A 24,721-nucleotide genomic window follows, 5' to 3' on the forward strand; every position below is an offset into this window, starting at 1 on the left:
GCTCAAGCGGGGCCGGCGGTAGATCTGCCATCGTTGCAACCTTTATCCTTGTCGCCCCCCCGCCGTACCGCGTTACTGGAGTTCCGCTCATGCCCCATGAAGGCAATCTGTTACAAGCCGCCGTCGTCTTTCTCTTCGCCGCCGTGCTCACCGTTCCCCTGGCCAAGCGCCTGCAACTGGGCGCGGTGCTCGGTTATCTGTTTGCCGGGGTGATCATCGGCCCGTCGGTGCTCGGCCTGATCGGCAATCCGCAAAGTGTCAGCCATATTTCGGAACTGGGCGTGGTGCTGCTGTTGTTCATCATCGGTCTGGAGCTGTCGCCGCGACGTTTGTGGGTGATGCGCAAATCGGTGTTCGGCGTGGGTCTGGCGCAGGTGCTGCTGACCGGTTCGGTGATCGGTGTGCTGGCGTTGTCGGTGTTTGGCCAGCCATTGAACAGCGCGATTGTTCTGGGCCTCGGTCTGGCGCTGTCGTCTACCGCGTTTGGCCTGCAAAGCCTTGCCGAGCGCAAGGAATTGACCAGCCCCCACGGGCGGCTGGCGTTTGCGATTCTGCTGTTCCAGGACATCGCCGCGATCCCGTTGATCGCGCTGGTACCGATGCTCGCGGGGGTCGATCACCACACCAGCACCGCCGACGACGTTCGCCACAGTTTGCAGGTGCTCGGCGGCATCGCGGTGGTGGTGATCGGTGGACGTTATCTGCTGCGTCCGGTGTTCCGCATCGTGGCGAAAACCGGTCTGCCGGAAGTCTCCACCGCCACCGCGTTGCTGGTGGTGATCGGCACCGCATGGCTGATGGACATGGTCGGTGTGTCGATGGCGCTGGGCGCATTTCTCGCCGGGTTGCTGCTGGCGGATTCGGAATATCGCCATGAGCTGGAAGCGCAGATCGAGCCATTCAAGGGCCTGCTGCTGGGGCTGTTTTTCATCAGCGTCGGCATGGGCGCCAACCTCAGTCTGCTGCTCAGCGCGCCGATCACGGTGCTGGGGCTGACGCTGCTGCTGATCGCCCTGAAGTTGCCGTTGCTGTTTGTGGTCGGGCGCCTGGCCGGTGGGTTGAACAAGGTCAGCGCGATTCGCCTCGGCATCGTGCTGGCAGCGGGCGGTGAATTTGCGTTTGTGGTGTTCAAGATCGGCCGCGATCAGGGCCTGTTTGAACCACGTCTGTACGACCTGCTGGTACTGACCATCACCCTGTCGATGGCGGTGACGCCGCTGTTGCTGCTGGTCTGCGCACGACTGGTCAGCCCGAAGGTGCAGCCGGTGGAAGTGCCGGAGAAATTCCGCCAGATCGAGACCGAATCGCCACGGGTGGTGATTGCCGGTATGGGTCGGATGGGTCAGATCGTGGCGCGGATTCTGCGGGCGCAGAACATCAAGTTCGTCGCGCTGGACACCTCGGTGGAAACCATCGAACTGTCGCGCAGTTTTGGTGGCGTACCGGTGTTCTACGGTGACCCGATGCGTCCGGAAATCCTCAGTGCTGCCAAGGTCGGTGAAGCGGAGTACTTCGTGATTGCCACGGATGATCCGGAAACCAACATCAAGACCGCCGAGATCATGCGCAAGCTCTACCCAGACATGAAGATCATCGCCCGGGCGCGTAACCGGCAGCATGTTCATCGGTTGGTGGATGTGGGGGCCGATCCGATTCGGGAAACCTATTACTCCAGTCTGGAAATGAGCCGCCGTACGCTGGTTGGCCTCGGCTTGACCCAGGCCCAGGCCGATGCGCGGATCAAGCGCTTCAAGCACCATGACGAACAGGTACTCGAGGCTCAACACGCGGTGTACGACGACGCGGCCAAAGTGCTGCAGACCGCCCAGGAAGCGCGGGCGGAACTGGCCCGGTTGTTCGAGTCGGATCAACTGGAAGAACAATCGGGCAAGTCCTGAGCCCCCGCACACTGCGCGCGCCGACCGCCTGACCCTGATCGTTCCCACGCTCTGCGTGGGAATGCAGCCCGGGACGCTCCGCGTCCCTTCCAGAGCTGGAACGCGGAGCGTCCCTTGAGGCATTCCCACGCGGAGCGTGGGAACGATCACAAGTCAGGCCATCTCCAGCGCCCGTTTTTCCTGCACAGGCGCCACTTCAAACCGGTCCGCAAGAAACGGCGTGATGTCCAGCGGCAACGGTTCATCGTTGATCAGCTTGTCCAGCAACACACCGGTGATCGCCGACGTCAGTACCCCGGTGCGGAAATGCCCGCAGGCGTTGAGGTAACCGTCGACCCCGGCCATCGGCCCGAGAATCGGCAACTCGTCCGGCGAGCCCGGCCGCAATCCGGCCCAGGTACGCTTGAGGTTGATGTCCGCCAGTTCCGGCAAACAACGCACCGCGCCCTGCACCAGCCCGGCGATTTCCGGCCAGGTGGTGGTGACGTCGAAGCCCTTGTCCTCGGTGGTACTGCCGATCAGGATTTCGCCGTTGTCCTTCTGCGCCATGTAGCAATCGCTGGTGGTCAGGCAACCGTTGAGGATTTTCGGCAGACGTTCGGTCAGCAGGATCTGGCCTTTCACCGGTTTCACCGGAATACGGATGCCCGTGGCCCACTCGCTCAAGTCCGCTGCCCAGGCGCCGGCGGCGTTGATCAGGGTCTTGCAGTGGAACACCCCGGCTTCAGTCGTCTGCACCCCGGTCACCCGCGTGCCGTGATGCAGCACGCCGGTGATGTTGGTGTTGACGTACATGTCCACGCCATTCTGTCGGGCGCCTTCGGTGTAGGCGTCGGCCAGGCGGAACGGGCTGACCTGATGATCGCAGAGGAATTCCAGCGCCCCGCGTGCCTCGTGGCTGACGCTCGGCTCGGACTCGCGCAACGCCGCCTGATCCAGCCAGCGCACTTGATCGGCCAGGTGCGGAATGCAGCCGACGATGTGCTCGGCGTACAACCGGTCCTCATCGTCATAGATCACGAATTTGAGCCCGGTCTTTTCGAACTTGAAATCCATCCCGTGGTTGTCCTTCAGCTCGCGATGCAACGCCGGGTACAGCGCGTTGGACTGCAAGGCGAAATCGAAGAACGACGGCGGCAGAATGTGAGGCGTGCTGGCGTCCACCGCCACCGCCGCGCCTTGGGTTTCGCACTTGCGGTTGGCCGACATCATGCGGAAGAAAATCACCCCGCAGCCCAGCCCCACCGACTCGCCAATCGCCCACAAGCCACCGGCCGAGGCGCGGGTCGCGTTGCCCGGACGCTTGGCGTCGATCAGCGCAACCTTGAGGCCTTTGCGTTTGGACAACTGATAGGCGATGGAGGCGCCGATCACACCGCCGCCAGCGATGACCACGTCATAGAACTTACTCATGGGAAACGGCCTCCGTGCCGAGGGACTGGAACGCGGAAAAAGGGATCGGATCGATCGGGAAACGCGGGCGCAGCCAGCCGACATCCTTGCGTCCGGTGGCCTGACGCAAGCGGTCGCTGCAATAGCCGACGCACATCCGCCCCTGACAGTCGCCCATACTTACGCGGGTGCGCATTTTCAGGCTGGCGATGTCTTGCACGCCCTGCTCCAGCGCCCGGTCGATGTCGGCGCGGGTCGCGTGTTCGCAGCGGCAGATCACCGTGTCGGCGGCTGGCAATGCGGTTTGCCCGACGCCGCGTTCGGTGTAGCGATCCACCGCAGCGCGGAAACGTACGATAGCTTTGAGTTTGCCCAGATAACGGTCGCGACGGACGCGCGCCAGTTCCTCTTCGAGCACACCGCGTTGTAGCAGGATCGAAGTTGCCGCGATCTTGCCGGCGAGCATCGCCGCTTCGCCGCCGCGAATCCCGCCCATGTCACCGGCCAGGTGCACGTGGGGCTCGCTGCTTTGCTGCCAGATGTTGGCGTTGGCACGCAGGTAACCGTCGTCACTGAAGCCGTGATCCAGACCCATTTGCTGACTCAGTTGCGTGCGCGGGATAAAGCCGTAACCGACCGCGAGCGTCTTCGCTTCGAAGCGTTCGACGCGGCTCATGTCCGGCTCCCACGTTGCCGAGTACGGCGCCACGCTGACGCTTTTCAGTTCGCCGTCGCCGTGCGCTTCGACCACGCCCCAGCCGTAGTTCATCGGGATGCCATGCAATTTCAGATAGGCGAGCATGCTCAAGCCATCGAGGAACAGCTGCGGCTTGTTCAGCAGCGCCAGGCTCTCCTTGGCGATCTTGCCGAATGCGCAAGCCTCGTAGACCCCCGCCACACTCACGCCCGACGCGTGCAACTGGGTCGCCACCAGCGGCAACAGCGGCCCGGTGCCGGCGATCACCACCGGCCCCTGCGGTTTGACCACCCCGCTTTTGATCTGCAATTGCAGACCGCCCAGCATGATCACGCCGGGCAGCGTCCAGCCTGGAAACGGCACGCTGCGTTCGTGGCAACCGGCGGCCAGCAGCAACTGCGGGTATTCGATTTCGTGCAGACGCTCGTCGCCGTCCAGCACCACCAGCGAGCGCGTGCCTTCGGCGCCGACCACGCGATGGTTGAGGCGCACGTCGATCAGCCCGGACTGCTCCTGGAAATCACCGTGCAATTTGCCCAACGCCTCGGAATAGCGCGGCCCCAGATAATCCAGCTGCACGCCGTCACGCAGCGGCCCGCGATAGACCACGCCACCCAGGCGCGATGCTTCTTCGAGCAAGGTGCAGCGCACCCCGTGCAGGGCCAGTTCGATGGCCGCCGCCATTCCCGCCGGGCCACCCCCTACGATCACCGGATTCTGGCTCATAGCACCTCCTGCCCGTGAATGCGGTTGACCCGGGTCTCGATCAGCATGCCGTCGCGCACCACGGTCTGGCAGGCACGCCGCTTGTGCCGGCCGTTGATTTTCACCAGGCAGCACTGGCACACGCCCATGCCGCAATAGGCGCCGCTGATCTGGTTGTGATCGTTGCGCGCGACCTGGCGCACGCCGAGGGACTGAATGACGCTGAGCACGGTTTCGCCAATAGCGGCAGTGACCGGCTGGCCGTTGATGTGGACAGTCATATCCGCCTGCGCCAAAGGCTGGATATCGAAGGTTCTTTCTAGGCAGTGCATTGCGATGATCATCCGTGAAAAGTTCAGGTGAGGTTGAAACAGCTCCTTGCTGCACTACACCTCGCCGGCTCGTGGGGGTTATCGCTCTCTATCGGGCCGGCAGGCGGGTTTTGCTCGCGCAGCAGAGTGCGCGCAAGCAATGTAGTCGATCCAGCGGCAAGGGCCTGGAAATTTCACGTTAGGGGATATTGCGTTAACGGATATTGATCCAGGCCATGGAAATGACTGTACGGTTCTGCGCCTTCGGCCCCGCGCAGAAAGCAAAAAGCCGCTTCAACCCGAAGGTGGAAGCGGCCAAGGCATGTGCCTCAAGGAATCAGTGCACGAACAGGGCGATCAGGATGATGATCGGGATTGGAACGCCGAGGAAAAACAGCAGTAGTGAGCGCATGGTGATTCTCCTTGATTAACGGACTGGCGGCAGCGTGGTCGTGGTGTAGGTTTCGACTTCGACGTACTCGACCGCATCCCGGCGGCGACCGCCGAAGGTGGCCGAGAGGCTGGCGAAGAACGCACCGGCCAACAGTGCGATGAACATCCATAGCGAAGTCCAGGCAGCGACTTTGGCGGCGGTGTCGGCGGCTTGTTGCGCTTTCACTTTGGCGTCCGCGATAGCTTTCTGGGTACGGGCGTAGATTTCATCGACCCGACGTTCGGCGTCGGCCTGGGTCAGGTTGGTACGCTGAGCGACCAGTTGCGCGAGGTAGGTACGGTCTTCGGCGCTGAGCTGACCGTTGGCCAGGCTCTGGGCGAAGATCCGGGTCACGGTGCCACGGGCGGCGTCATCGCTGACGGCGGCGGGACGATCGTCGCGGAACAGGCTGTCGACGAAGTAGCCGTACTGGTCACTGTCGGTGTTGCCGGCCGCCGTGCCGGCCGCTTGCGTCATGGCACCGGCAGCGCCGCCGACAACACTCGCACCGGCCTGCACGCCACCGCTGACGATGCTGCTGACCGAGCCGACCACCAGCGTTGCGGTGACCAGAGTCGCTACACACCAGGAGAGAAAGCCATGAGCGGTGTCGCGGAAATACACCTCGTCACCGTGCATGTTGGCCCACTTCACCCTCAAGCGACCGGCGATGTAGCCGCCGAGCCCCGAAGCGATGATTTGCGTGGCCGCCAGCCAGATGATGGTGGAAATGCCCAGGCCCTTGGCGCTGACGCCCTCCCCGGCCCACGGTGAAACGGCGGAGAAGCCCAGACCGAAGCCCAGCAGCACGAGAATCAGCGACAGTGCCGCCGCAGCGGCAGCCCCTGCGAAGATCGCGCCCCAGGACACCCCCGAGACGTTGCTCGACTCTCCTTCGTAGGCAGGATAAAACCCATCAGAGGATCTATTCATTGTTGTAGTGCTCCAGGCATGAAAAATGGTGTTACAACTCGTCATCAGAGAAATTGCAGTGACCGTGCCAGTCGCCAACATTAAATAAATCGTTTGGATTCAATCAGTTAAAAAGTCTGAACTTCCCAGAACCATGCAATTTGCAACAACGGCTCGATAACAGCGGGTTTTATGCATTGGCACAAAAGCCCGGTCGTAGCGTTTATATCCGCTAAAACATGAAAGTTAATTTAAAGCGCCCGCGTAAAATCTTGGCAAAATGCTGCCATTGCGTTTGAACAGACCAGCAGGCCCACCATGACTCGCATCCTCACCATCGAAGACGACGCCGTGACCGCCCGGGAAATTGTCGCCGAATTGAGCAGCCACGGCCTCGACGTGGACTGGGTCGACAACGGCCGTGAAGGCCTGGACCGTGCCGTCAGCGGCAACTACGACCTGATCACCCTCGACCGCATGCTGCCGGAACTCGATGGCCTGGCCATCGTCACCACCCTGCGCACCATGGGCGTGGCGACGCCGATCCTGATGATCAGCGCGCTCTCTGACGTCGACGAGCGTGTGCGTGGCTTGCGCGCCGGCGGCGATGACTACCTGACCAAACCGTTCGCCACCGATGAAATGGCCGCCCGAGTCGAAGTGTTGCTGCGTCGGCAGAACAGCAACGGCGCCCAGCCGACCACGTTGCAGGTGGCGGATCTGCAACTCGATCTGATCAGCCACGAAGCCCGGCGCGCCGAGCAGGTGCTGACATTGTTGCCGACCGAGTACAAATTGCTGGAATTCCTGATGCGCAACAGCGGCCAGATCCTGTCGCGGATGATGATTTTCGAGGAAGTCTGGGGCTATCACTTCGACCCCGGCACCAACCTGATCGACGTGCACATCGGCCGCCTGCGCAAGAAGATCGACCCGCCGGGCAATGTCCCGCTGATCCGCACGGTGCGAGGCTCGGGTTATGTCATTGCCGAACCCGTCTGACGGTTGGCGCTCTTCCAGCAGCCGCTTGCTGGCGCTGTACAGTTCGTTGTTCGTGGCCTGGAGCGCGATCCTCATGGGGGTCATGTACTTCGAGGTCTCCGGTTACCTCGACAACCTGGCCAAGCATTCGCTGATGCAACGCCAGCACCTGTTTTCGCACTTTCGCGGTGATCAGCTGGAAGACGCGCTCGCCGCCAGCATGACCTTCGACATTCGCGGCATCGACGCCTATGGGTTGTTTGACGCTCAGCATCGCTACCTCGGCGGCGCGTTGCAGAAGATTCCTGAAGGCCTGCCGCTGGACGGCAAGATCCACATGCTCAGCGAATGCGCCGACTCCGACGACCCGACCCTGCCCACCGACAGCTGCGACGCGGTCGCCACTCCGACCCGCGACGGCCGCTGGCTGGTGTTGTTGCGTGACAACGGTTCACTGTTCGCGGTGACCAGGATCATTCTGCATGCGTTGTTCTGGGGCGTGTCGCTGACGATTGTGCCGGGGATTATCGGCTGGCACTTGCTGCGTCGCCGGCCGTTGCGGCGGATCCGGGCGATCCAGGCCAGCGCCCAGTCGATTGTCGCCGGCGACCTGACTCACCGTTTGCCGCTGTCCAATCGTCGCGATGAACTGGACATGCTCGCCGCCATCGTCAACGCCATGCTTGATCGCATCGAACGCTTGATGAACGAAGTCAAAGGTGTGTGCGACAACATCGCCCATGACTTGCGCACCCCGCTGACCCGTTTGCGCGCGCAGTTGTATCGCATGCAGCAGCAGGCCGGCGAAGGCTCGCCGGAAGCGGCGCAACTGGATCTGGTGCTGGCCGAGGCCGATACGCTGATGGCGCGGTTTCGCGGTTTATTGAGAATTTCCGAACTGGAGGATCGTCAGCGGCGCTCGGGTTTTGTCGAGCTCGATCCGGTGTTGCTGCTGCAGGAATTGCACGAGTTCTATCTGCCGCTGGCCGAAGACGACGAGCTGCGCTTCGAGCTGAACATGCCGGAAACCCTGCCGATGCTGAACGGTGATCGGGCGTTGCTGTTTGAAGCGCTGGCGAACTTGTTGAGCAACTCGATCAAGTTCACCCCGGCCGGTGGCACGGTGGTGTTGCGCGGGGTCAATGATGCGGGGCATACGCGGATCGAAGTGCACGACTCCGGGCCCGGCATTCCCGAGACCGAGCGGGAGGCGGTGTTCCAGCGTTTCTACCGCGCCGAGGGCGGGCAACTGCAGAATGGTTTTGGTCTGGGGCTGTCGATCGTCGCAGCGATCGTCAACCTGCACGGGTTCAGTCTTGAGGTGGGACGCAGTGATCTGGGCGGGGCGAAGCTGGTGCTGGATTGTCGGCAGAGCCTGATTTCACAATCTTGAGATAGATCGTTCCCACGCTCTGCGTGGGAATGCCTAAAGGGACGCTCCGCGTTCCAGCTCTGGAAGGGACGCGGAGCGTCCCGGGCTGCATTCCCACGCGGAGCGTGGGAACGATCATCAACTTAAGCGGGGTAGTTGGCGCGCAGCGCCTCAAGCCCACCCTGATAGATCCCGCTGAACAGCGCCACCACTTCCTCCTCGCTCACGCCCTTGGCCGTGAAGCGTCCCGACCACGTCACCTTCGCGCCCTGCCCCTGGGCTTCGACCCGAATCGTCGCCAGATAATCGGTGGCTGGAAACGGTGCCTGCTCGATCGAATAACTGTACGTCTTGCCCGCGTTATCGAACGTCTCAAGACGCTCGACCACCACTGCGCCGTCAGCGGTTTGCAAAGTGCGCACACGCCCGCCTTCGCTCAGTTCGCTGTTGGGAATGAACGGCAGCCAGTCCGGCAAGGTGTTGAAGCCGCCAATCAATTGCCAGACCTGATCGGCCGAAGCCGGGATGTCGATCGTTGCTGATGCTGTTGCCATAGATAAAAAGTCTCTCTCGATAAATTCAGATAGTCAGGCTGTCGACCACGCCGCCGTCGACCCGCAACGCGGCGCCGGTGGTGGCCGAGGACAGCGGTGAAGCGATGTAGGTGACCAGGTGCGCGACCTCTTCGACATCCGCCACGCGCTGGATGATCGAGCTCGGACGGGCCCGGCGCACAAAGGCGTCGGCTTCGTCCCGCAGGCTGCGGCCAGACTCGGCGGCAGCATCCTTGAGCATTTCCTCGACACCGTCGGTGAAGGTCGGCCCCGGCAGAATCGCGTTGACCGTAACCCCGGTGCCCGCCAGGCGTTTGGCCAGGCCATGGGACACCGCGAGGTTGGCGCTTTTGGTCACGCCATAGTTGATCATGTCGGCCGGGGTGGCCACGCCGGATTCCGAAGACAGGAAGATCACCCGGCCCCAGCCCTGCTCGACCATCGCCGGCACGTAATGCCGCGACAGGCGCACGCCGGAGATCACGTTGATTTCATAGAAGCGCGTCCACTCATCGTCCGGTGCGTCGAAGAAATCCACGGCGTTGTAGATGCCGAGGTTGTTCACCAGGATGTCGGCTTTCGGTTCGGCGGCGAACAGTTTCTGCGCGCCTTCGGCCGTGCCCAGATCCGCCGTCAGACCGCGCAGTTGCGCGCCCGGCACCTTGTCGCGGATGCTTGCCAGCGCCTGTTCGACCTTGGCCGCGTCGCGACCGATCACCACCACCGTGGCGCCCGCCTCGGCCAGCGACTGGCTGATGCCCAACCCGATGCCCGCCGTGCTGCCGCTGACAATCGCCAGTTTTCCGCTCAGATCGATCTTCATGCTTTCACCTCGTCGATGGGTAATGGTGCACGTTCGGACACCAGTTTCGCTTCACGCATGGCCTGCCAGAAACCGGCCGGAATGACCGCCGACAGCGCCGCCACATCTTCAGCGATGCGCCCCGGTTTGCTCGCGCCGGGAATCACGGCCGCCACGGCCGGATTGGCCAGCGAGAATTGTAGTGCAGCCGCTTTGACATCGACGCCGTGAGCTGCGGCGATGCGTTTGATCTGCTCGACCCTGGCAACGATTTCAGGACTCGCTTTCTGGTATTCGAAGTGCGCACCGCCGGCCAGGATCCCCGAGCTGTAGGGACCGCCGACCACGATTTCTACGTTCTGCGCCCGCGCCGAATCCATCAAACGCTGCAAGGCGCGGTCGTGGTCGAGCAAGGTGTAGCGGCCGGCCAACAGGAAGCCGTCAGGCTGCGCCTCGGTCAGGTCCAGCGTCAACTCGCACGGTTCGACCTTGTTCACGCCCAGGCCCCAGCCCTTGATCACGCCTTCTTCACGCAGACGCGTCAGGACTTTGAAGGCGCCGGTACGGGCCTGATTGAAGTACTCCAGCCATTGATCGCCGTAGAAATCCTGAGCGATATCGTGGACCCAGACGATGTCGAGGCGATCGGTTTTCAGACGTTTGAGGCTGTCTTCGATCGAGCGCGAGGTGGCGTCAGCGCTGTAGTCGTTGACGATCTTGTTCGGGCGGCCGTGTTCGAACACCCCGCTTTTCTCGCCCAGATCCCGCGCGGCGGCGTCTTCGACTTCATCGAGAATCACCCGGCCGACCTTGGTGCTGAGCACATAGTCGTCGCGCTGGTAGCGGGACAGTGCTTCGCCGAGGCGGATTTCCGAGAGGCCCGAACCGTAGAACGGCGCGGTGTCGAAGTAACGCACGCCGGCATCCCATGCCGCGTGCACGGTGGCTTGCGCTTCCTCTTCAGGAATGGCGCGGAACATGTTGCCCAGCGGCGCGGTGCCGAAGCCGAGTTGGCCGGGGAGTTTGTCTTTCAAGCTCATGATGCTGTCCTCATAGTTCGTGGTCGGTGTTGACCGTTGAGCAGATCCTAGATTGCGCCACTCAGACCGTCCAAGACATAATCCGCAGCACTTGAGTCCCTTAAGGTCTGACATGATCGACATCCGCCAATTGCGCTACTTCGTCGCCGTCGCCGAGGAAGAACACGTCGGCCGCGCCGCCGAGCGCCTGCACATTTCCCAGTCGCCCCTGAGCCGGCAGATCGCCCAGCTCGAAGAGCGCCTGGGCCTGACTCTGTTCGAACGCAGCCAGCAACGCATCCGCCTGACCCGCGACGGCCAGACCTTTCTCGCCGAAACCCGCGCCCTGCTGACCCACGCCAATCGTCTGGAATCCCTCGGCAAGCGCCTGGGGCGTGGCGAAGAAGGTGGCTTGTGCATCGGCTACATCGAGAACGCGATGCATGCCGGGGTCTTGCCCAATGCCTTGCGCGTGCTGCGGGTCGACCGGCCGAACGTGCATGTCGCGCTGTACAACCTCAGCTCCGCCGAACAACTCGAAGGCCTGCGTCAGCGTAGTCTCGATATCGCACTGGTCAGCGAACCACCGACGACCGACGATCCGGATCTACTGGGCTTTCAAGTGCTGGACGACCCGATGCTGTTGGCGCTGCCCGAACATCACCCGTTGGCGACGCAGGCTTCGCTGACCCCGGACCATCTGGCCGATCAGGAATGGATTGGCGTGCAACCGCGCCAAGGGGCCGACGATGAGTTCGTCAGCGCCTGCATTCGCGCAGGTTTCACGCCGGATGTGCGGATGCAGGCCACCGAGCCCTTTACCGCGCTGGGGCTGGTCGCCTCGGGCCTGGGCATCGCGATGATCCAGAAAGGCCTGAGCCATAACGCCCCGCCGGGCGTGGTGCTGCGGGAGGTGCCGTGGCTGGCGTTTACCACGCCGTTGTGGGCGGCTTGGCACCGAGTCAATTTACGGCCGTTGGTGGAGACGTTTCGTAAAGTGTTGACCGGGTCCGATATCTCCGGCGCCTGAAAATCCGCTGGCCGTTGATCCTCCATACGCCGTTGCCACCGGCTAAACGCCGGGGATCGTGCCGGGATCTACACTGAACGGAACAGCTGTGAGGTGCCTATGAAAATGTCTGCGCAAATGACCGTGGTCGCCGTGCTCGCCACCCTCGCCTATCTGGGCCTGGCGATGTGGGGCATCGGTGGCGTGGCGGTGTTTTTTTCTCACGGGGCGTTGGTCGTGGTGGCACTGGCCACGCTGGCCATGGTGGTGGCGTCGTTGTTCACGGAAGTGAATCTGAGTACCGGCGAGCGCGAGGACCGGGCCAATCGCTGGGTGATTCCGGCGTTCGCCGTGATTGGATTGGTTAGCGCTTTTCTCCCGGCCTACTGCGACCGCATCGGCTTTTGGACCATCGGCCGCGAAGGCACCCGTTGGCTGGGAGCGTTGCTGTTTATCGTGGGTGGCGGGTTGCGCTTGTGGCCGGTGTTTGTGCTGGGCCATCGGTTCAGCGGGCTGGTGGCGATTCAACCGGGACACCGGCTGGTCACCGAAGGCATTTATCGGCATCTGCGCAACCCCAGTTATCTGGGGCTGGTAATCAATGCGATCGGCTGGGCGCTGGCGTTCCGTTCGGTGGTCGGCCTGTTGCTGGCGGCGCTGACGCTGATTCCGCTGATCGCCCGCATCCACTCCGAAGAGGCCCTGCTGCGCACACAGTTCGGCGCCGAATACGACGCCTATTGCGCCCGCAGCTGGCGCTTGGTGCCCGGGGTTTATTGAAGTTGCAGGCGCAGCTGGCCGTCGCTGCCGATGCTCAGCGCAATGTCGCGGTAACTGGCGATGGTCGCGTGGGCGGTTTCAAGCGGATGCTGGTGAGTCGTGGTGATGATCATCAACGGCGCACCCGCGGCTTCAGCGGCCTGGATGCCGACGGTGGCGTCTTCGAAAATCAGGCAGTCCGCCGGCTCCAGGCCCAGACGTCTGGCCGCCAGACGATAACCGGCCGGATCCGGTTTGCCAGCGGTCACATCTTCAGCGGTCACCATCACCGCCGGCTCCGGAATCCCCGCCGCCGCCATCCGCCGCAACGCCAGATCCCGTGGCGCCGAGGTCACCATGGCCCAGCGATCCGCCGGCAACGACTTGAGAAACGCAGCCGCGCCGGGGATCTCGACGATGCCTTCGACGTCTTCGATTTCCGCCTTGGTGATGAACGCCGCTTGCGCCTCGGCGTCCACGCCCGGCAGGTTCAAACGCGTGATGGTGTCGATGGCGCGCACGCCATGGATGGTCGGCAGGAACGTTTCGACATTCACCCCGTGGCGCACGGCCCAAGCGGACCAGATCCGCTCGGCGGCGGCGATGGAGTTGAGGACGGTGCCGTCCATGTCGAACAGGAACGCGCCGAACGCGCGGTTGAAAACAGCATCGTGAGCAGACAAAAGATCACTTCCTCGCAAGGGGCCGGGCAACGATGCCCGGCAATGTAGCACCTGCAGGATGCTTCAGTGCAGACGCGGCGCCTTGGATTTGAACGCACCGTCAACACAGTCGAGCAACTGGCCGATGGCCCACGGCTTCTTGATGAACGCCACCGGATGCTTCACGCCTGAGGTTTCCGGTGTTTCATAACCGGACATGACCATCACCGGTTTGTCCGGCCAGCGCTCGCCGACCAGATTGGCCAGGTCCGCGCCGTTAAGCGTGCCGGGCATGGTGATGTCGGTGAGCAGCAGCGCCACTTCCGGCGCATGCTCCTCCAGATAGACCGAAGCCGCATCGGCGCTGGTCTGCGGCTCGACCTTGAAACCTTCCTCCTGAAGAATTTCGCACAGAAACTCCAGAATCAACGGATCGTCCTCGACTACCAGAATCAATCCGCCAGGAAGATGCGCGCTCGACGTCGAAATTGGACACATGAACTGGCACTCCCTGAATTGCATGAACGATTTAGCGGCTTGAGTCCGCTGCTTATCAGGTATGAGCAGCACCTTCTACAGAAATTCATTTTTGATACAGGTCTTTTCGATAACACTCGGTTGATGGGCAGTCGCCGGTACGAAATTGCGGTTAAAATGCGCGCCCTTTTGCTGGCCGATCCCGATTGATGAACCCTCAAGCCCTCGCCGTTCTCCATGCCCACCTGCTCACCGCGCTGACGTCGGCACCGGCCGAAACCCGGCGCCTGTTCCATGGGCGCGGGCGTTGCTGGCCGGGACTGGAGCAAGTCACCGTGGACTGGCTGCAAGGCGTGGTGCTGGTGTCGCTGTTCAAGGAGCCCGAGGCTTCACAGCTGGAAGACCTCAAGCGCCTGTTGCTGGAGATCAGCGGTTCAGCGCCATGGCAGCAGTCCGGTGCCCACACCCTGCTGATCCAGCATCGCTACCTGCCGCAGAGCACCGCCGAATGGCTGTTGGGCGAAGAAATCGACGAGATGACCATCGTCGAGGGCGGGCTGAAATACCGCGTGGATCTGGGCCGCAAGCAGAACGCCGGGCTGTTCCTCGACATGCGCTACGGGCGCAAGTGGGTGCGCGAACAAGCGGCGGGCAAACGGGTGCTGAACCTGTTCGCCTACACCTGCGGTTTTTCGGTGGCGGCTATCGAGGGCGGCGCCAGCCATGTGGTCAACCTCGACATGTCCCGCGCTGCGCTGAGCCGGGGCCGCGACAATCACCGGCTGAACGCGCACGACCTGAGCAAGGTAAGTTTTCTCGGCCATGACCTGTTCAAATCCTGGGGCAAAGTGATCAATAGCGGCCCATACGATCTGGTGATCATCGACCCGCCGTCGTTCCAGAAAGGCAGTTTTCTGCTGACCAAGGATTACCAGCGCGTGCTGCGTCGTCTGCCGGAATTGCTGACTGCCCAAGGCAGCGTGCTGGCCTGCATGAACGACCCTTCGTTTGGTTCGGACTTCCTGATCGACGGCGTGACCCAGGAAGCGCCGAGCCTGCGCTTCGAGCAGCGGCTGGAAAACCCGCCGGAGTTTCCGGATATCGACCCTGAGAGTGGTCTGAAGGCGCTAGTCTTCAATTGCACTGAATAACTTCCTCGCCGGTTTCAGCGGAACAGTCCGAGGCCAATTTCGCGCGCCGCCCGCAACTGCATCGCCGGATCGCTCGACTCGGATTCCACCAATAACGCCGAGCTCGTCACCGTCGCCCCGCAGTAATCGAAAACGCCGTGATCGATCTGTGTCTTCATCGCTGCGCCGTAGCCGTGGCGTTCGTAAGTGCGCGCATCTGCCCCGCCCAGCGCAACCAGATGCACGCGCAGTCGGCCGAGCTTCTTCAGCGTCTTATCGCCGTCGAAATCAAAGGCCCAACCGTTGCTGAACACCCGGTCGATCCAGCCTTTGAGCATTGCCGGCATCGACCACCAGAACACCGGATAGACCAGCACCAGCGCATCGGCGCGGTCGATGCGTGCCTGCTCGGCCAGCACGTCCGCCGGTGGCGCGGATTCGCGGTGATGCACCGCCCAGTCGGCCACACCAAAGCGTGGGTCGAATTCTTCGGCGTGCAGGTCGGCGATTTCGAAGGTGTTGGAGGGATCGCTTTCCGACAGGCCTTTGGCGATCTGTTGCGCCAACCCGTGGGTCAGCGAACGTGGATCATCGTGATCAACAACAATCAATGCGTGCATGGGGAAATCTCCGGTTGGTGATTGCTGACCAAGGGCTTATCCTCTCGATAAGCTACACTTAGTAAGTTACCTTCAGTAAGTTACGTTTGGTATATAAGCAATGTCAACCACTGAAATCCCCGAACCCGCACAACCCCGTCGACGCCTCTCCCGGGAAGATCGCCAGCGCCAGTTGCTCGACATGGCCTGGCAGCTGATTCGCGAGGAAGGCACCGATGCCCTGACCCTCGGCTATCTGGCGGAAAAGGCCGGGGTGACCAAACCGGTGGTCTACGACCACTTCACTACCCGCGCCGGATTGCTCGCGGCGCTGTATCAGGATTTCGACCGGCGCCAGACGGCCCTGATGGACGCGGCGCTGGCCAATGCCGAAGCGACTTTGACCGGCACCGCGACGGTGATTGCCACGGCGTATGTCGATTGCGTGCTGACTCAGGGCAACGAGATTCCGGGGGTAATTGCGGCTCTGGCGAGCACGCCGGAACTGGAGAAGATCAAGCGCGAATACGAGGCGATTTTCCTGGAGAAGTGCCGCCGCGTGCTCTCGCCTTTCGCTGACGGCGCAGAGATCGGTCAGGCGGGATTACACGCCATGCTTGGTGCCGCCGAAGCCCTGTCGCAAGCAGCCGCCACCGATGAAATCAGCGCCGAACAGGCCCGTGACGAGCTGTTGGCAACCATCATTGCGATGGTCGAAAGAGCCGCTGCCCGCGCCCTCAAAGCAGGTGACTGACGGTACTTGAGCGCACCACCCCAGCTTCCTACGATGGAGCTACGCAGTCGCTTGGTCCGCCAAGCCGTTGCGTAGGTGCGGGTGCTCTGAACCCCAATCAAGCCCGCACCTGGCTTCATGCGCATCTTGAGCCTCGCGGGCTCTACTTCCTCCCCATCAAAGAGTCTTGAGGCTCTTTTTTTGTCTCTGAAAATCAGCGTTCGGGTTCGCGACGGATTGAGCGCCAAGTGGCCTGGGCCAGCAATTCGCGATACGCCTTCGGACTGCCTTGCACTCGCCCGGACAGCCACGCGCGGCAATAGCTGTCGGCCTGCCCGACGATCAGCGACGGCAACAGTTCGGCCGGGCACTCATTGAGCTCAGTCATGCGCCCGGACTCGGCCAGCCAGGTACGCAGGCCCAGGTTGCGGGTCTTGTTGCGCTCGGCCAGCTCATCCTTGTGCGGGCCACGGGTCACGGCATAGCGCGCGTGATACTGGAACCGCGCCCATTCCGGCTGATTCTCGACCCAATCCACGTAGCTGTAGACCAGCGCCTGCACGCCTTCTTCGGTGGTCGTCGCGTCGGCCAGATAGGCGTCGCGCAGGCGCGCCTGATCCTCCAGCGCGGTGAAGAACAGCGCGGCCACCAGCCCTTCCTTGTTGCCGAAATGGTGGTAGATCGCCCCGACGCTGGTGTCGCACTCGGCACGGATCATTTCGATGGTGGTGGCCTCGATGCCCTGCTCGTTGAACAGGCGCAGGGCTTTGCGAAAGATGTCGCGCTTGAGTTCGGCGCGGCGGCCGGGGTAGCTGCGTTCGAGGAGATCTGCGGTGTCCATGGGCCTTGAAAATCCAAGTTAAGGGCACATCCGTGCCGGTGATCGAAACACGCACAGGTTGACAGATTTCCCGCGAACAGAATACCGTTCCGTTACAGAATAATATTCTGTAACGGAACATGATTCTGTAAATCCCCTAACCGCGAGGCTTCATCCATGAGTCAGTTTCTCAGCATGTTCAACAGTGTCGGTTCCCAGGCGTTCAGCCAGATGGCCTGCCAGGTCGCGCCGTACTTCAGCACCATCAATCCGCTGGTGACCGAGTTACGGGCAGGTTCCGCGCAGGTGCAAGTGCCGTTTCGCCGCGAGATCACCAACCACCTCGGCACCGTGCATGCCATCGCCTTGTGCAATGCCGCCGAACTGGCAGCCGGGATGATGACCGACGTGTCGATTCCCGCCGGCGCGCGCTGGATTCCCAAGGGCATGACTGTCGAATACCTGGCCAAGGCCAAGACCGACGTGACCGCCGTGGCCAATGGTGAAGGGCTGGACTGGCAGACCGAAGGCGACAAGATCGTGCCGGTGGATGTCCACGACGCCGAAGGCAAGAAAGTGTTTACAGCGCGGATCACCATGAACGTGAAACTGTCCTGAAATCACCGGCACAAAAAAGCCCTTGTTGCGCAGATCGCAACAAGGGCTTTTGTCGTTTCAGAGAGAAAGAATCAGTGAACGGTCAGGCGCTGGCGGACAAATTCTTCAGTGCGGCGGGTGACCTGATCCAGATGCCGGTCGCGCTGTTTCTCGGCATCGAGCATTGCCCGCTTGCCGTGTTTTTGCAGCAAGTAGGTGTGGATCTGCTGCACTTCCAGTGAACGGTAGATCGGCGTCGTGTCGATAAAACCGCGCAGCCCGTTGCTGCGGTAATGCCGGGTACTCATCAGCACCTGCGTTTCGAGCTGGCCCAGCACTTCAAAGCCCAGCGCCTCGAAATACGGCACCTTGCCGACGCTGCAGGTCAGCTCGGCATGGGGGTAACGCGCCACCATGTCCGCGATCAACGAACGGGCCACGCCCTGACGCCGATGCCCCTCGCGCACCGCCAGGTAGGCCACGTTGCAAGCCTCCCAATCGCCCTGCACCGGCAGGTACAACAGGAAGCCGACCACCTGCTCCGGATCATCGTCGTCGGTGGCGACCAGCAGTTCCACCTCGGTGCCCTTCTCGCCGTTCAACGCCTCCAGATACAGATGCACCTCGTAGCCCACCGCGTACTGATAGACGTTGTACAGCAGATTGCTCGGGCCCAGCCCGACGGCACTGATGTCGGTGAGATAGTCGACCACCATTTGCAGGATCTGACTGTTGACGCCTTCGGGGCAAGGGGACTTGTAATGGGTGATGCGGGGCATGGCGGGCGGACTCCAACGGTAAAACACAAGTTGCCGGGCGGGTTGAGCGACCGGCGAACCGCGACATCATACCCTGTGCAAGCCTGACAAAAATTTCATCTGCCCGAGAACGGATCTTTCGCCGATTTGGCGTCCAATTTTTCAGCTGCGTTCATTTTCCGACGCAGGCCTTGAGGAGTTGCCATGAACGTTCTGCGTTGCGCGAAAACCATGAAATGCTTGCTCGCTGCCGCGCTGGTGGCGATCACCCTGTCGGGCTGTGTCGTCGAACCGGTTCGCCCGCATCGGCCACCACCGATCGTCGAAGTGGTTCCGGTCATGCCTGCGCAGGGTTATCACTGGGTTGCCGGGCATTACCGCTGGGCCGGCAACCAATGGCGCTGGATGCCAGGGCATTGGCGAGCGTACTGAGGCCAGTCACTGCGCGGGGGCAACGACCTTGAACTTGATGTCGATATCCTTCGATACCACGGTGTCCGCCCACTCCCCCGCGCCGAGGCCGAACTCGTCGCGCTTGAGCACCAGTTCGCCGTCAAAGATGCCGATGCTGCTGTCGGGTTTAAGTTGCACCGGCACCTGCACCGCACGGGTGATGCCTTTGAGGGTCAGGTGACCGTCGACCAGATAACGGTTGGCGCCGGCCGGGCTGAAGCGGGTCGACTGGAACACCGCCACCGGATACTGCCCGGTGTCGAACCACGCCGGTTTCACCAACTCGGTGTTGGCGTCTTCACTGCCGGCGTCGATGCTGGTGAGGTCGATGTGCAGCGTGGTGCGGGCACTGGCGAGGTTGTTGGTGTCGAAATCCAGCGTCGCGTCAAACTTGCCGAAGGTGCCGTACATCTGCGAGCCCATCTGGCTGTAAGTGAAACTGATCTGGCTGGCGGTGGTGTTGACCCGGGTGTACTCCACCGCACCCGCAGCAGGGATGAAGGTCAGGCAAGACGCGGCCGCCAACAACAATCGAATCGACATGCAATGCTCCGGTGCCCGATGGGCCTCGAATGACTTAAGCAAACATCCGTCACTTGCGCCAGCCCCGCCAATGGCGACCCTAAACGCTTCGTCACACCAGCCGCTCGATCTTCTGATGCTTCCAGACCCGTGTGTAATACAGCGTCTGCAACACCAGCATCCCCAGATACGCGATCGGAAACGCCATCCACACACCCTGCAGACCAAACTGCCCGTCCAGCCAGTAGGCCGCCGGCAACTGCACACCGAGCACGCAGATGATCGCCACGCCCACCGGCACCAGTACCGTGCCGCTGGCGCGCATGATGCCGCCGATGATCGCCTGGAAACCGAAGATCAACAGGCTCCACAACATGATGTGCAACAGATGCTCGGCCATCGCCCGGGTCGAATCTTCGGTCAGGAACAACCCCAGCAACCAGTGCGACAACAGGTAACCCGACAGGATCAAGCCACCGGTCAGGCACACGTTGATCCACAGCCCGGTGCGCAGGATCGAGCCCATTCGCTCCAACCGCCCGGCACCGATCGCCTGGGCGCCGAGGATCGACGCGGTGATCGCAATCGACAGCGCCGGGAACTGCACGTAGTTGACGATCTGCGTCACCGCGCCATAGGCCGCTGTCGCCTGCGAGCCATGCTGGTTGACCAGCGCCAGGATCACCAGCTCCGACAGCGACAGCACAATCATCTGCACCCCGGTCGGCAGGCCGATGCGCAATACCTTGCCGAGAATCGCGCCGTCCAGTCGCAGCGCCGCGAAAAACTCGCGATCCGGCGCCAGGGGATGGCCCTTGCGAATCAGGCGCCATGACAGCCACGCCAACGACGTCAGCGTACCGACCAGACCCGCAATTGCCGCGCTCTGAATGCCCAGTTGCGGCAAGCCGATCCAGCCGCGAATGAACGCTGGTGTCAGCGCCAGCCCGACAACGGTCGACAGCAGCAGCGCCAGCATCGGCGACAGCGTATCGCTCACCCCACGCAACAACTGGGTGAACAGCACGTACACCAACACAACCGGCAAGGTCCACATCATCACCCGCGCATAGGCCACCGCATCATCCAGCACATCCGCCGGCGTGCCCAAACCCTGCAAGGCCTGACGCGCAAACACACTGCCCAGCACCGCCGCCACCAGCCCGATCAATACCCCCAGCAGCAAAGTCGCCCCGGCAATCGCCTTGACCATGTGCGACTCACGCGCGCCCCACGCCTGACCGATCAACACCCCTGCCCCGGCGCCCAGGCCGATGACCAGCGCGATGAAGAAAAAGATGATCGGAAACATGCCGGACACCGCCGCCAGCGCCTGCGTGCCGAGCATCTGGCCGATGTAAATGCTGTTGACCGTGCCCGACATCGATTGCAGGAAGTTCGACAGCACCATCGGGGCCAGGAACAGCAGGTAGGTTTTCCAGAGGGCCGAATGGGCGGGGGTTTGCATTGAGGGTCCGTCTCGGGTGGGAGCTGATGACAGAGTCTAAGGTATGCAATGCCGTTCAGGTCGTACCGGTTTGCATTAAAACTTCGTAATCTGCACCTCGACCAATGTGCATAGCCTCCCCATCACGACAGGAAGTGAACCCCTCCCATGCGCCATTCCTCGTTTCTTCTGAGCTGCACCTTATTGACTGTTCTGGCGACGACTGCCCACGCCGCTCCCGCCCCCTCGCCCGAGGTGGTGCAAGGATTGGTGAACACATTGAACGAACGCCTGAACATCGGCGACCTCGTCGCCCTGACCAAATGGGACAGCGGCAAACCGATCCAGGACAGTCCCCGTGAGGCGCAGGTGATCGACAACGCCCGCAAGCTGGCCGCCGAACGCAAGCTCGATCCGGAAGACGTCGCGCAGTTGATCGCCGCACAGATGGAGGCCAACAAACTGGTGCAGTACGGTTTGCTCGCACAGTGGCAGGCAGCCGGTGCCGCGCCAGACACGCCGCGCCCGGATCTGGGCAGGCAGATTCGCCCGCGCCTGGATGAATTGCAAACCCGACTGTTGCAGCAATACGCCGACTTCGCGCCCTACCGCCACGACCCGAACTGCCCGGCGTGGCTGGCCAAGGCTCGCGCCGGTCTGACCCGCGATGCGCTGCATGATCTGGCCCTGACCCGCGCCACCGGAGAACTGTGCATTCGGCCGCTGGCGCCCTAGAACAAGGGTTCCGGCATTCATTGCTGGCGTCGATAGTCACCATCAGCTCAATGAAGTTCTCATAAAAAATCCGCGGCGTAACATCGGCTCCATACCCAACAAACAACACCCCTGGAGCACACGATCATGAAACGCCAAATCCTTCTCGGCATCGCTTTCTCGGTTCTTGCAGTCAACGCTTTTGCAGCCAAACCCGCCCACACCATGATCGCCGAAGGCGGTTCGGATCGGTTGATTGAAAGTCGCTTGGCTGAGGGTGGTTCGGATCGTCTGCTGGAACGCCGCGTTGCCGAAGGTGGCGCTGATCGCCTGCAAGAACGCCGCGTTGCTGAAGGTGGCGCTGATCGTCTGATCGAACGCCGCGTTGCTGAAGGTGGTGCTGATCGTCTGATCGAACGCCGCGTTGCTGAAGGTGGTGCTGATCGTCTGATCGAACGCCGCGTTGCTGAAGGTGGCGCTGATCGCCTGCAAGAACGCCGTGTGGCTGAAGGTGGCGCTGATCGCCTGCAAGAGCGCCGCGTTGCCGAAGGTGGCGCTGATCGTCTGCAAGAACGCCGCGTTGCCGAAGGTGGCTCGGATCGTCTGTTGGAACGCCGCGTAGCGTAACTCCGCTGTTTTACCGCAACACAAAGAAAAGCCCGGCCTGATCAGCCGGGCTTTTTCACGTCCAACCGGTGCTTATTGAACGGTTTTCAGCTTGACCACGTCACCGGAGACCTTGGTGGTGTAGCCGCTCAGGACCCATGCCCAGAACCAGTTTTCCTGAATCTGAGTATTGATCATGGCGTCGCCGCCCTTGGCCTTGATCGCGGCATCCTGTGCACGGACGAAACGGCTGTTCTGGCGGATCGGGATCACGCCGAACAGCATCAGGCCGGTGGCGGTGGCTTCGCTGTGGCCAATCACGGTGTATTGGCTGCTGTCGTAATGTCTGGTGCTCATCGGGGTGCCGGTGCAACCTGCCAGAACCACACCGAACAGTGCGGCGGCGACTACTTTGCTGAGGTATTTCACTGCGAGACTCCATGGGTAAACGCCCGGGATCCGTCTCTCGGGCGGCGCACACTTTATCGAACGAAGTGGCTCATTGATATCAGTCTCGGCAGATTTTCATTAAACGCCTTGCTGGCAGCCCGTCCGCGATGTCGCATACCATGGCGCCACTTCAATAAAAACAGACATTTCTCCATGCTCAAAGCCAGTCTGCGCAGCCACCTGACCCTTTGGTTTGCCGGTTTGTCTCTGCTGACGCTATTGAGCGTGGGCTTTTACGTCGGTGATATCGCCACTGAACAAATGAAACGCGCCAGCGGCAATGCGCTGCTCAGTACCGCGCGGTCGGCGGCGACGCTGCTGGGCGAGCAGTTGCGCGAGCGGCAACTGGAGGTCTATCTGCTCAGCCGGGCGCCGCATCTGGAACGCGGCGATCTGGACAATCCGGCAATTCTCAAATCGATGCAGCTGCGCACCGAGGCCCGCTCCGAGTATGCGTGGATGGGGGTGACCGATGCTCAGGGGCGTGTGCATCAGGCAGTCAACGGTTTGCTGGTCGGTCAGGTCGTGCAACAGCGCCCGTGGTTTCAGGCCGGTCTGCGCGGGGAATACACCGGCGATCCACACGAAGCCGTTTTGTTGGCGAAACTGTTGCCGGGTCTGCCCAACGGCGAGCCATTGCGCTTCATCGACTTCGCCGCGCCCATCCGCAACGCCGATGGCCAGGTGATCGGTGTGCTCGGCGCCCATGCGCACTGGAGCTGGGTCACGCACATCGTCGAATCGGCAGCGATGTCGCACAAGGGGGCGGAGCCGGATATCGAAGCGCTGATCATCGATCACGACGGCAAGGTGCTGTACCCGGAAGCGCTGGTTGGTCAACAAATGCCGGCCAAGGATCAGAAGTCCCCGGGCTGGGTCGTCGGCAACGGGTACCTGACCAGCGAGGTGACTGTGCCGACGCCTACGGGCACCGCGCTGTCGTGGTCGATTGCCGTGCGTCAACCACTGGACACTGCGCTGCAACCGGCGCGACTGCTGTTTTATAAATTGCTGTTGCTGGGGGTTTTCGCCGCCGTGGCATTCGGACTGGTTGCGTATTACCTGGCGCTGTACCTGAGCCGACCCATCGAGCACCTCGCGCGTTCAGCGCAAAAAGTGCAGAACAACCAGCCTGGTGCGTACTTTCCGCTCCGGCATCCCGTGCGGGAAATTGCCCAGCTCGGCCAGTCCATCGATGCCATGACCCAGTCGCTGCTTGCCAAGGAGCGTGAGCTGCAAGAGACCAACGCTTCGCTCGAAGCCACCGTCGCCCAACGCACGGCGGCCCTGACCCTGGCTAACGCCGAGCTGCTGAACCTGGCCACCCACGATGGCTTGACCGGTGTCTACAACCGCCGCCGCTTCGACGAAAAACTCACCGAATACAGCCTGCTGTTCCGTCGTACCGGGCGGCCGTTTGCATTGCTTCTGATTGATGCCGATCACTTCAAGCGCATCAACGACACTCACGGCCATGCGGCCGGCGACGACGTACTGCAGCAATTGGCGCAGCTGATCCAGATCAGCATCCGGAGCACGGATTTCGTCGCCCGTTACGGAGGTGAAGAATTTGCGGTGCTGCTGCCGGAAATCGCCAAGCCCGATACGCCCGATATCGTCGCCGAAAAGATTCGATCAGCAATTGCCGCAGCGACCTTTCCAGCAGTCGGCCCGGTGACGGTCAGCATCGGTGTCGGCCTTGCCGACCCGGCCGACAATGCTCCGACAGCACTGCTCAAACGTGCTGATCAACAGTTGTATCAGGCGAAAGCCGCGGGTCGTAATCGCGTAGCCTGCCAGACGTCACTCACCGAAGTGGCCGGACTCGGCTGACCTGCAATTGAATCAGATGTTGGTCTTCAACCGGGCAATCGCTGCCGGCAGTTCTTCACAGTGAACGGGAACTGCA

28 protein-coding genes are annotated in these 24,721 nt (G+C 61.9%); 13 read left to right on the forward strand and 15 right to left on the reverse strand.

Annotated elements, in window-relative coordinates:
- Positions 1 to 89 precede the first annotated feature (89 nt).
- A complete protein-coding gene (locus tag CAF77_RS07685) occupies positions 90 to 1,898 on the forward strand; it encodes a monovalent cation:proton antiporter-2 (CPA2) family protein (RefSeq protein ID WP_085654269.1) in 1,809 nt (602 codons plus the stop codon).
- A 153-nt stretch (positions 1,899 to 2,051) separates the two neighbouring features.
- On the opposite strand, the gene hcnC is transcribed toward CAF77_RS07685, so the two are convergent.
- The 3 genes from hcnC to hcnA are packed head-to-tail and all read right to left on the reverse strand — an operon-like array spanning position 2,052 to position 5,024.
- On the reverse strand, positions 2,052 to 3,311 hold the full coding sequence (gene hcnC / locus CAF77_RS07690) for a cyanide-forming glycine dehydrogenase subunit HcnC (protein ID WP_085654270.1): 1,260 nt from the start codon (positions 3,309 to 3,311) through the stop codon (positions 2,052 to 2,054).
- A complete protein-coding gene (gene hcnB / locus CAF77_RS07695) occupies positions 3,304 to 4,713 on the reverse strand; it encodes a cyanide-forming glycine dehydrogenase subunit HcnB (RefSeq protein ID WP_064380590.1) in 1,410 nt (469 codons plus the stop codon). The genes hcnC and hcnB overlap by 8 nt, the downstream gene beginning before the upstream one ends.
- Positions 4,710 to 5,024, reverse strand: coding sequence for a cyanide-forming glycine dehydrogenase subunit HcnA (hcnA, locus tag CAF77_RS07700; RefSeq protein ID WP_064384070.1), 315 nt, complete (start codon positions 5,022 to 5,024; stop codon positions 4,710 to 4,712). The genes hcnB and hcnA overlap by 4 nt, the downstream gene beginning before the upstream one ends.
- A 215-nt stretch (positions 5,025 to 5,239) precedes the next feature.
- Here hcnA and CAF77_RS07705 point away from each other — a divergent pair, with 215 nt between their 5' ends.
- Positions 5,240 to 5,434 (forward strand): hypothetical protein, encoded by a 195-nt coding sequence (locus CAF77_RS07705; protein ID WP_064380593.1) that lies wholly within the window; start codon positions 5,240 to 5,242, stop codon positions 5,432 to 5,434.
- Here CAF77_RS07705 and CAF77_RS07710 read toward each other — a convergent pair.
- Positions 5,431 to 6,369, reverse strand: a complete 939-nt coding sequence (locus CAF77_RS07710) for a hypothetical protein (protein WP_064380595.1) — start codon at positions 6,367 to 6,369, stop codon at positions 5,431 to 5,433. The genes CAF77_RS07705 and CAF77_RS07710 overlap by 4 nt on opposite strands.
- A 297-nt stretch (positions 6,370 to 6,666) precedes the next feature.
- Between CAF77_RS07710 and CAF77_RS07715 the strand changes: the two genes are divergently transcribed.
- Positions 6,667 to 7,350 (forward strand): response regulator transcription factor, encoded by a 684-nt coding sequence (locus CAF77_RS07715; protein ID WP_007952956.1) that lies wholly within the window; start codon positions 6,667 to 6,669, stop codon positions 7,348 to 7,350.
- The gene (locus CAF77_RS07720; protein WP_064380598.1) at positions 7,328 to 8,722 is read left to right on the forward strand and encodes a HAMP domain-containing sensor histidine kinase; all 1,395 of its coding nucleotides are present in this window, start codon (positions 7,328 to 7,330) and stop codon (positions 8,720 to 8,722) included. Before CAF77_RS07715 ends, CAF77_RS07720 begins: the two co-directional genes overlap by 23 nt.
- Positions 8,723 to 8,844: 122 nt before the next feature.
- Here CAF77_RS07720 and CAF77_RS07725 read toward each other — a convergent pair whose 3' ends face one another.
- The 3 genes from CAF77_RS07725 to CAF77_RS07735 are packed head-to-tail and all read right to left on the reverse strand — an operon-like array spanning position 8,845 to position 11,097.
- On the reverse strand, positions 8,845 to 9,255 hold the full coding sequence (locus CAF77_RS07725) for an SRPBCC family protein (protein ID WP_085654271.1): 411 nt from the start codon (positions 9,253 to 9,255) through the stop codon (positions 8,845 to 8,847).
- A gap of 25 nt (positions 9,256 to 9,280) precedes the next feature.
- Positions 9,281 to 10,078: an SDR family NAD(P)-dependent oxidoreductase gene (locus tag CAF77_RS07730; protein WP_007952959.1), complete on the reverse strand. Its 798-nt coding sequence runs from the start codon at positions 10,076 to 10,078 to the stop codon at positions 9,281 to 9,283.
- Positions 10,075 to 11,097 (reverse strand): aldo/keto reductase, encoded by a 1,023-nt coding sequence (locus tag CAF77_RS07735; RefSeq protein ID WP_085654272.1) that lies wholly within the window; start codon positions 11,095 to 11,097, stop codon positions 10,075 to 10,077. Before CAF77_RS07735 ends, CAF77_RS07730 begins: the two co-directional genes overlap by 4 nt.
- Positions 11,098 to 11,209: 112 nt before the next feature.
- Between CAF77_RS07735 and CAF77_RS07740 the strand changes: the two genes are divergently transcribed.
- Together CAF77_RS07740 and CAF77_RS07745 are read left to right on the forward strand one after the other, a co-directional pair.
- Positions 11,210 to 12,106, forward strand: coding sequence for a LysR substrate-binding domain-containing protein (locus CAF77_RS07740; RefSeq protein ID WP_064380605.1), 897 nt, complete (start codon positions 11,210 to 11,212; stop codon positions 12,104 to 12,106).
- A 99-nt stretch (positions 12,107 to 12,205) separates the two neighbouring features.
- Entirely contained in the window at positions 12,206 to 12,865 is a 660-nt protein-coding gene (locus tag CAF77_RS07745) for an isoprenylcysteine carboxylmethyltransferase family protein (RefSeq protein WP_085654273.1), read from the forward strand.
- Here CAF77_RS07745 and CAF77_RS07750 read toward each other — a convergent pair.
- Together CAF77_RS07750 and CAF77_RS07755 are read right to left on the reverse strand one after the other, a co-directional pair.
- Positions 12,859 to 13,527, reverse strand: a complete 669-nt coding sequence (locus CAF77_RS07750) for an HAD family hydrolase (protein WP_085654274.1) — start codon at positions 13,525 to 13,527, stop codon at positions 12,859 to 12,861. The genes CAF77_RS07745 and CAF77_RS07750 overlap by 7 nt on opposite strands.
- A 63-nt stretch (positions 13,528 to 13,590) precedes the next feature.
- On the reverse strand, positions 13,591 to 14,004 hold the full coding sequence (locus CAF77_RS07755) for a response regulator (RefSeq protein ID WP_011334891.1): 414 nt from the start codon (positions 14,002 to 14,004) through the stop codon (positions 13,591 to 13,593).
- A 188-nt stretch (positions 14,005 to 14,192) separates the two neighbouring features.
- Here CAF77_RS07755 and CAF77_RS07760 point away from each other — a divergent pair, with 188 nt between their 5' ends.
- Positions 14,193 to 15,134: a class I SAM-dependent methyltransferase gene (locus tag CAF77_RS07760; RefSeq protein WP_085654275.1), complete on the forward strand. Its 942-nt coding sequence runs from the start codon at positions 14,193 to 14,195 to the stop codon at positions 15,132 to 15,134.
- A 14-nt stretch (positions 15,135 to 15,148) separates the two neighbouring features.
- Here the strand turns inward: CAF77_RS07760 and CAF77_RS07765 are convergent, their stop codons facing one another.
- Positions 15,149 to 15,733: an NAD(P)H-dependent oxidoreductase gene (locus tag CAF77_RS07765; protein WP_085654276.1), complete on the reverse strand. Its 585-nt coding sequence runs from the start codon at positions 15,731 to 15,733 to the stop codon at positions 15,149 to 15,151.
- Positions 15,734 to 15,833: 100 nt separating this feature from the next.
- On the opposite strand from CAF77_RS07765, the gene CAF77_RS07770 reads away from it, so the two are divergent.
- A complete protein-coding gene (locus tag CAF77_RS07770; protein ID WP_085654277.1) occupies positions 15,834 to 16,466 on the forward strand; it encodes a TetR/AcrR family transcriptional regulator in 633 nt (210 codons plus the stop codon).
- Positions 16,467 to 16,659: 193 nt separating this feature from the next.
- Here CAF77_RS07770 and CAF77_RS07775 read toward each other — a convergent pair whose 3' ends face one another.
- A complete protein-coding gene (locus CAF77_RS07775) occupies positions 16,660 to 17,286 on the reverse strand; it encodes a TetR/AcrR family transcriptional regulator (protein WP_085654278.1) in 627 nt (208 codons plus the stop codon).
- A 156-nt stretch (positions 17,287 to 17,442) separates the two neighbouring features.
- Here CAF77_RS07775 and CAF77_RS07780 point away from each other — a divergent pair, with 156 nt between their 5' ends.
- The gene (locus tag CAF77_RS07780) at positions 17,443 to 17,883 is read left to right on the forward strand and encodes a hotdog fold domain-containing protein (protein WP_011334899.1); all 441 of its coding nucleotides are present in this window, start codon (positions 17,443 to 17,445) and stop codon (positions 17,881 to 17,883) included.
- A 71-nt stretch (positions 17,884 to 17,954) separates the two neighbouring features.
- Here the strand turns inward: CAF77_RS07780 and CAF77_RS07785 are convergent, their stop codons facing one another.
- The gene (locus tag CAF77_RS07785) at positions 17,955 to 18,641 is read right to left on the reverse strand and encodes a GNAT family N-acetyltransferase (RefSeq protein ID WP_011334900.1); all 687 of its coding nucleotides are present in this window, start codon (positions 18,639 to 18,641) and stop codon (positions 17,955 to 17,957) included.
- A 183-nt stretch (positions 18,642 to 18,824) separates the two neighbouring features.
- On the opposite strand from CAF77_RS07785, the gene CAF77_RS07790 reads away from it, so the two are divergent.
- Positions 18,825 to 19,052: a YXWGXW repeat-containing protein gene (locus CAF77_RS07790; protein ID WP_064380622.1), complete on the forward strand. Its 228-nt coding sequence runs from the start codon at positions 18,825 to 18,827 to the stop codon at positions 19,050 to 19,052.
- 6 nt (positions 19,053 to 19,058) lie between these two features.
- Here the strand turns inward: CAF77_RS07790 and CAF77_RS07795 are convergent, their stop codons facing one another.
- Both CAF77_RS07795 and CAF77_RS07800 read right to left on the reverse strand, forming a co-directional pair.
- The gene (locus CAF77_RS07795; RefSeq protein ID WP_064380624.1) at positions 19,059 to 19,616 is read right to left on the reverse strand and encodes a YceI family protein; all 558 of its coding nucleotides are present in this window, start codon (positions 19,614 to 19,616) and stop codon (positions 19,059 to 19,061) included.
- A 91-nt stretch (positions 19,617 to 19,707) separates the two neighbouring features.
- Complete coding sequence (locus CAF77_RS07800) at positions 19,708 to 21,063, reverse strand: MATE family efflux transporter (protein ID WP_064380626.1); 1,356 nt, start codon at positions 21,061 to 21,063, stop codon at positions 19,708 to 19,710.
- Positions 21,064 to 21,210: 147 nt separating this feature from the next.
- Here CAF77_RS07800 and CAF77_RS07805 point away from each other — a divergent pair, with 147 nt between their 5' ends.
- Both CAF77_RS07805 and CAF77_RS29485 read left to right on the forward strand, forming a co-directional pair.
- Positions 21,211 to 21,777 (forward strand): chorismate mutase, encoded by a 567-nt coding sequence (locus CAF77_RS07805; protein ID WP_064380628.1) that lies wholly within the window; start codon positions 21,211 to 21,213, stop codon positions 21,775 to 21,777.
- A gap of 126 nt (positions 21,778 to 21,903) precedes the next feature.
- On the forward strand, positions 21,904 to 22,383 hold the full coding sequence (locus tag CAF77_RS29485; RefSeq protein WP_085654279.1) for a phage infection protein: 480 nt from the start codon (positions 21,904 to 21,906) through the stop codon (positions 22,381 to 22,383).
- Positions 22,384 to 22,455: 72 nt separating this feature from the next.
- On the opposite strand, the gene CAF77_RS07815 is transcribed toward CAF77_RS29485, so the two are convergent.
- Positions 22,456 to 22,791, reverse strand: a complete 336-nt coding sequence (locus tag CAF77_RS07815; protein ID WP_085654280.1) for a hypothetical protein — start codon at positions 22,789 to 22,791, stop codon at positions 22,456 to 22,458.
- A 174-nt stretch (positions 22,792 to 22,965) separates the two neighbouring features.
- Here CAF77_RS07815 and CAF77_RS07820 point away from each other — a divergent pair, with 174 nt between their 5' ends.
- Entirely contained in the window at positions 22,966 to 24,645 is a 1,680-nt protein-coding gene (locus tag CAF77_RS07820; protein ID WP_085654281.1) for a diguanylate cyclase, read from the forward strand.
- Positions 24,646 to 24,721 lie beyond the last annotated feature (76 nt).

Origin of the sequence: Pseudomonas sp. R15(2017), assembly GCF_002112685.1 — a bacterium.
Lineage (GTDB): Bacteria > Pseudomonadota > Gammaproteobacteria > Pseudomonadales > Pseudomonadaceae > Aquipseudomonas > Aquipseudomonas glycinae.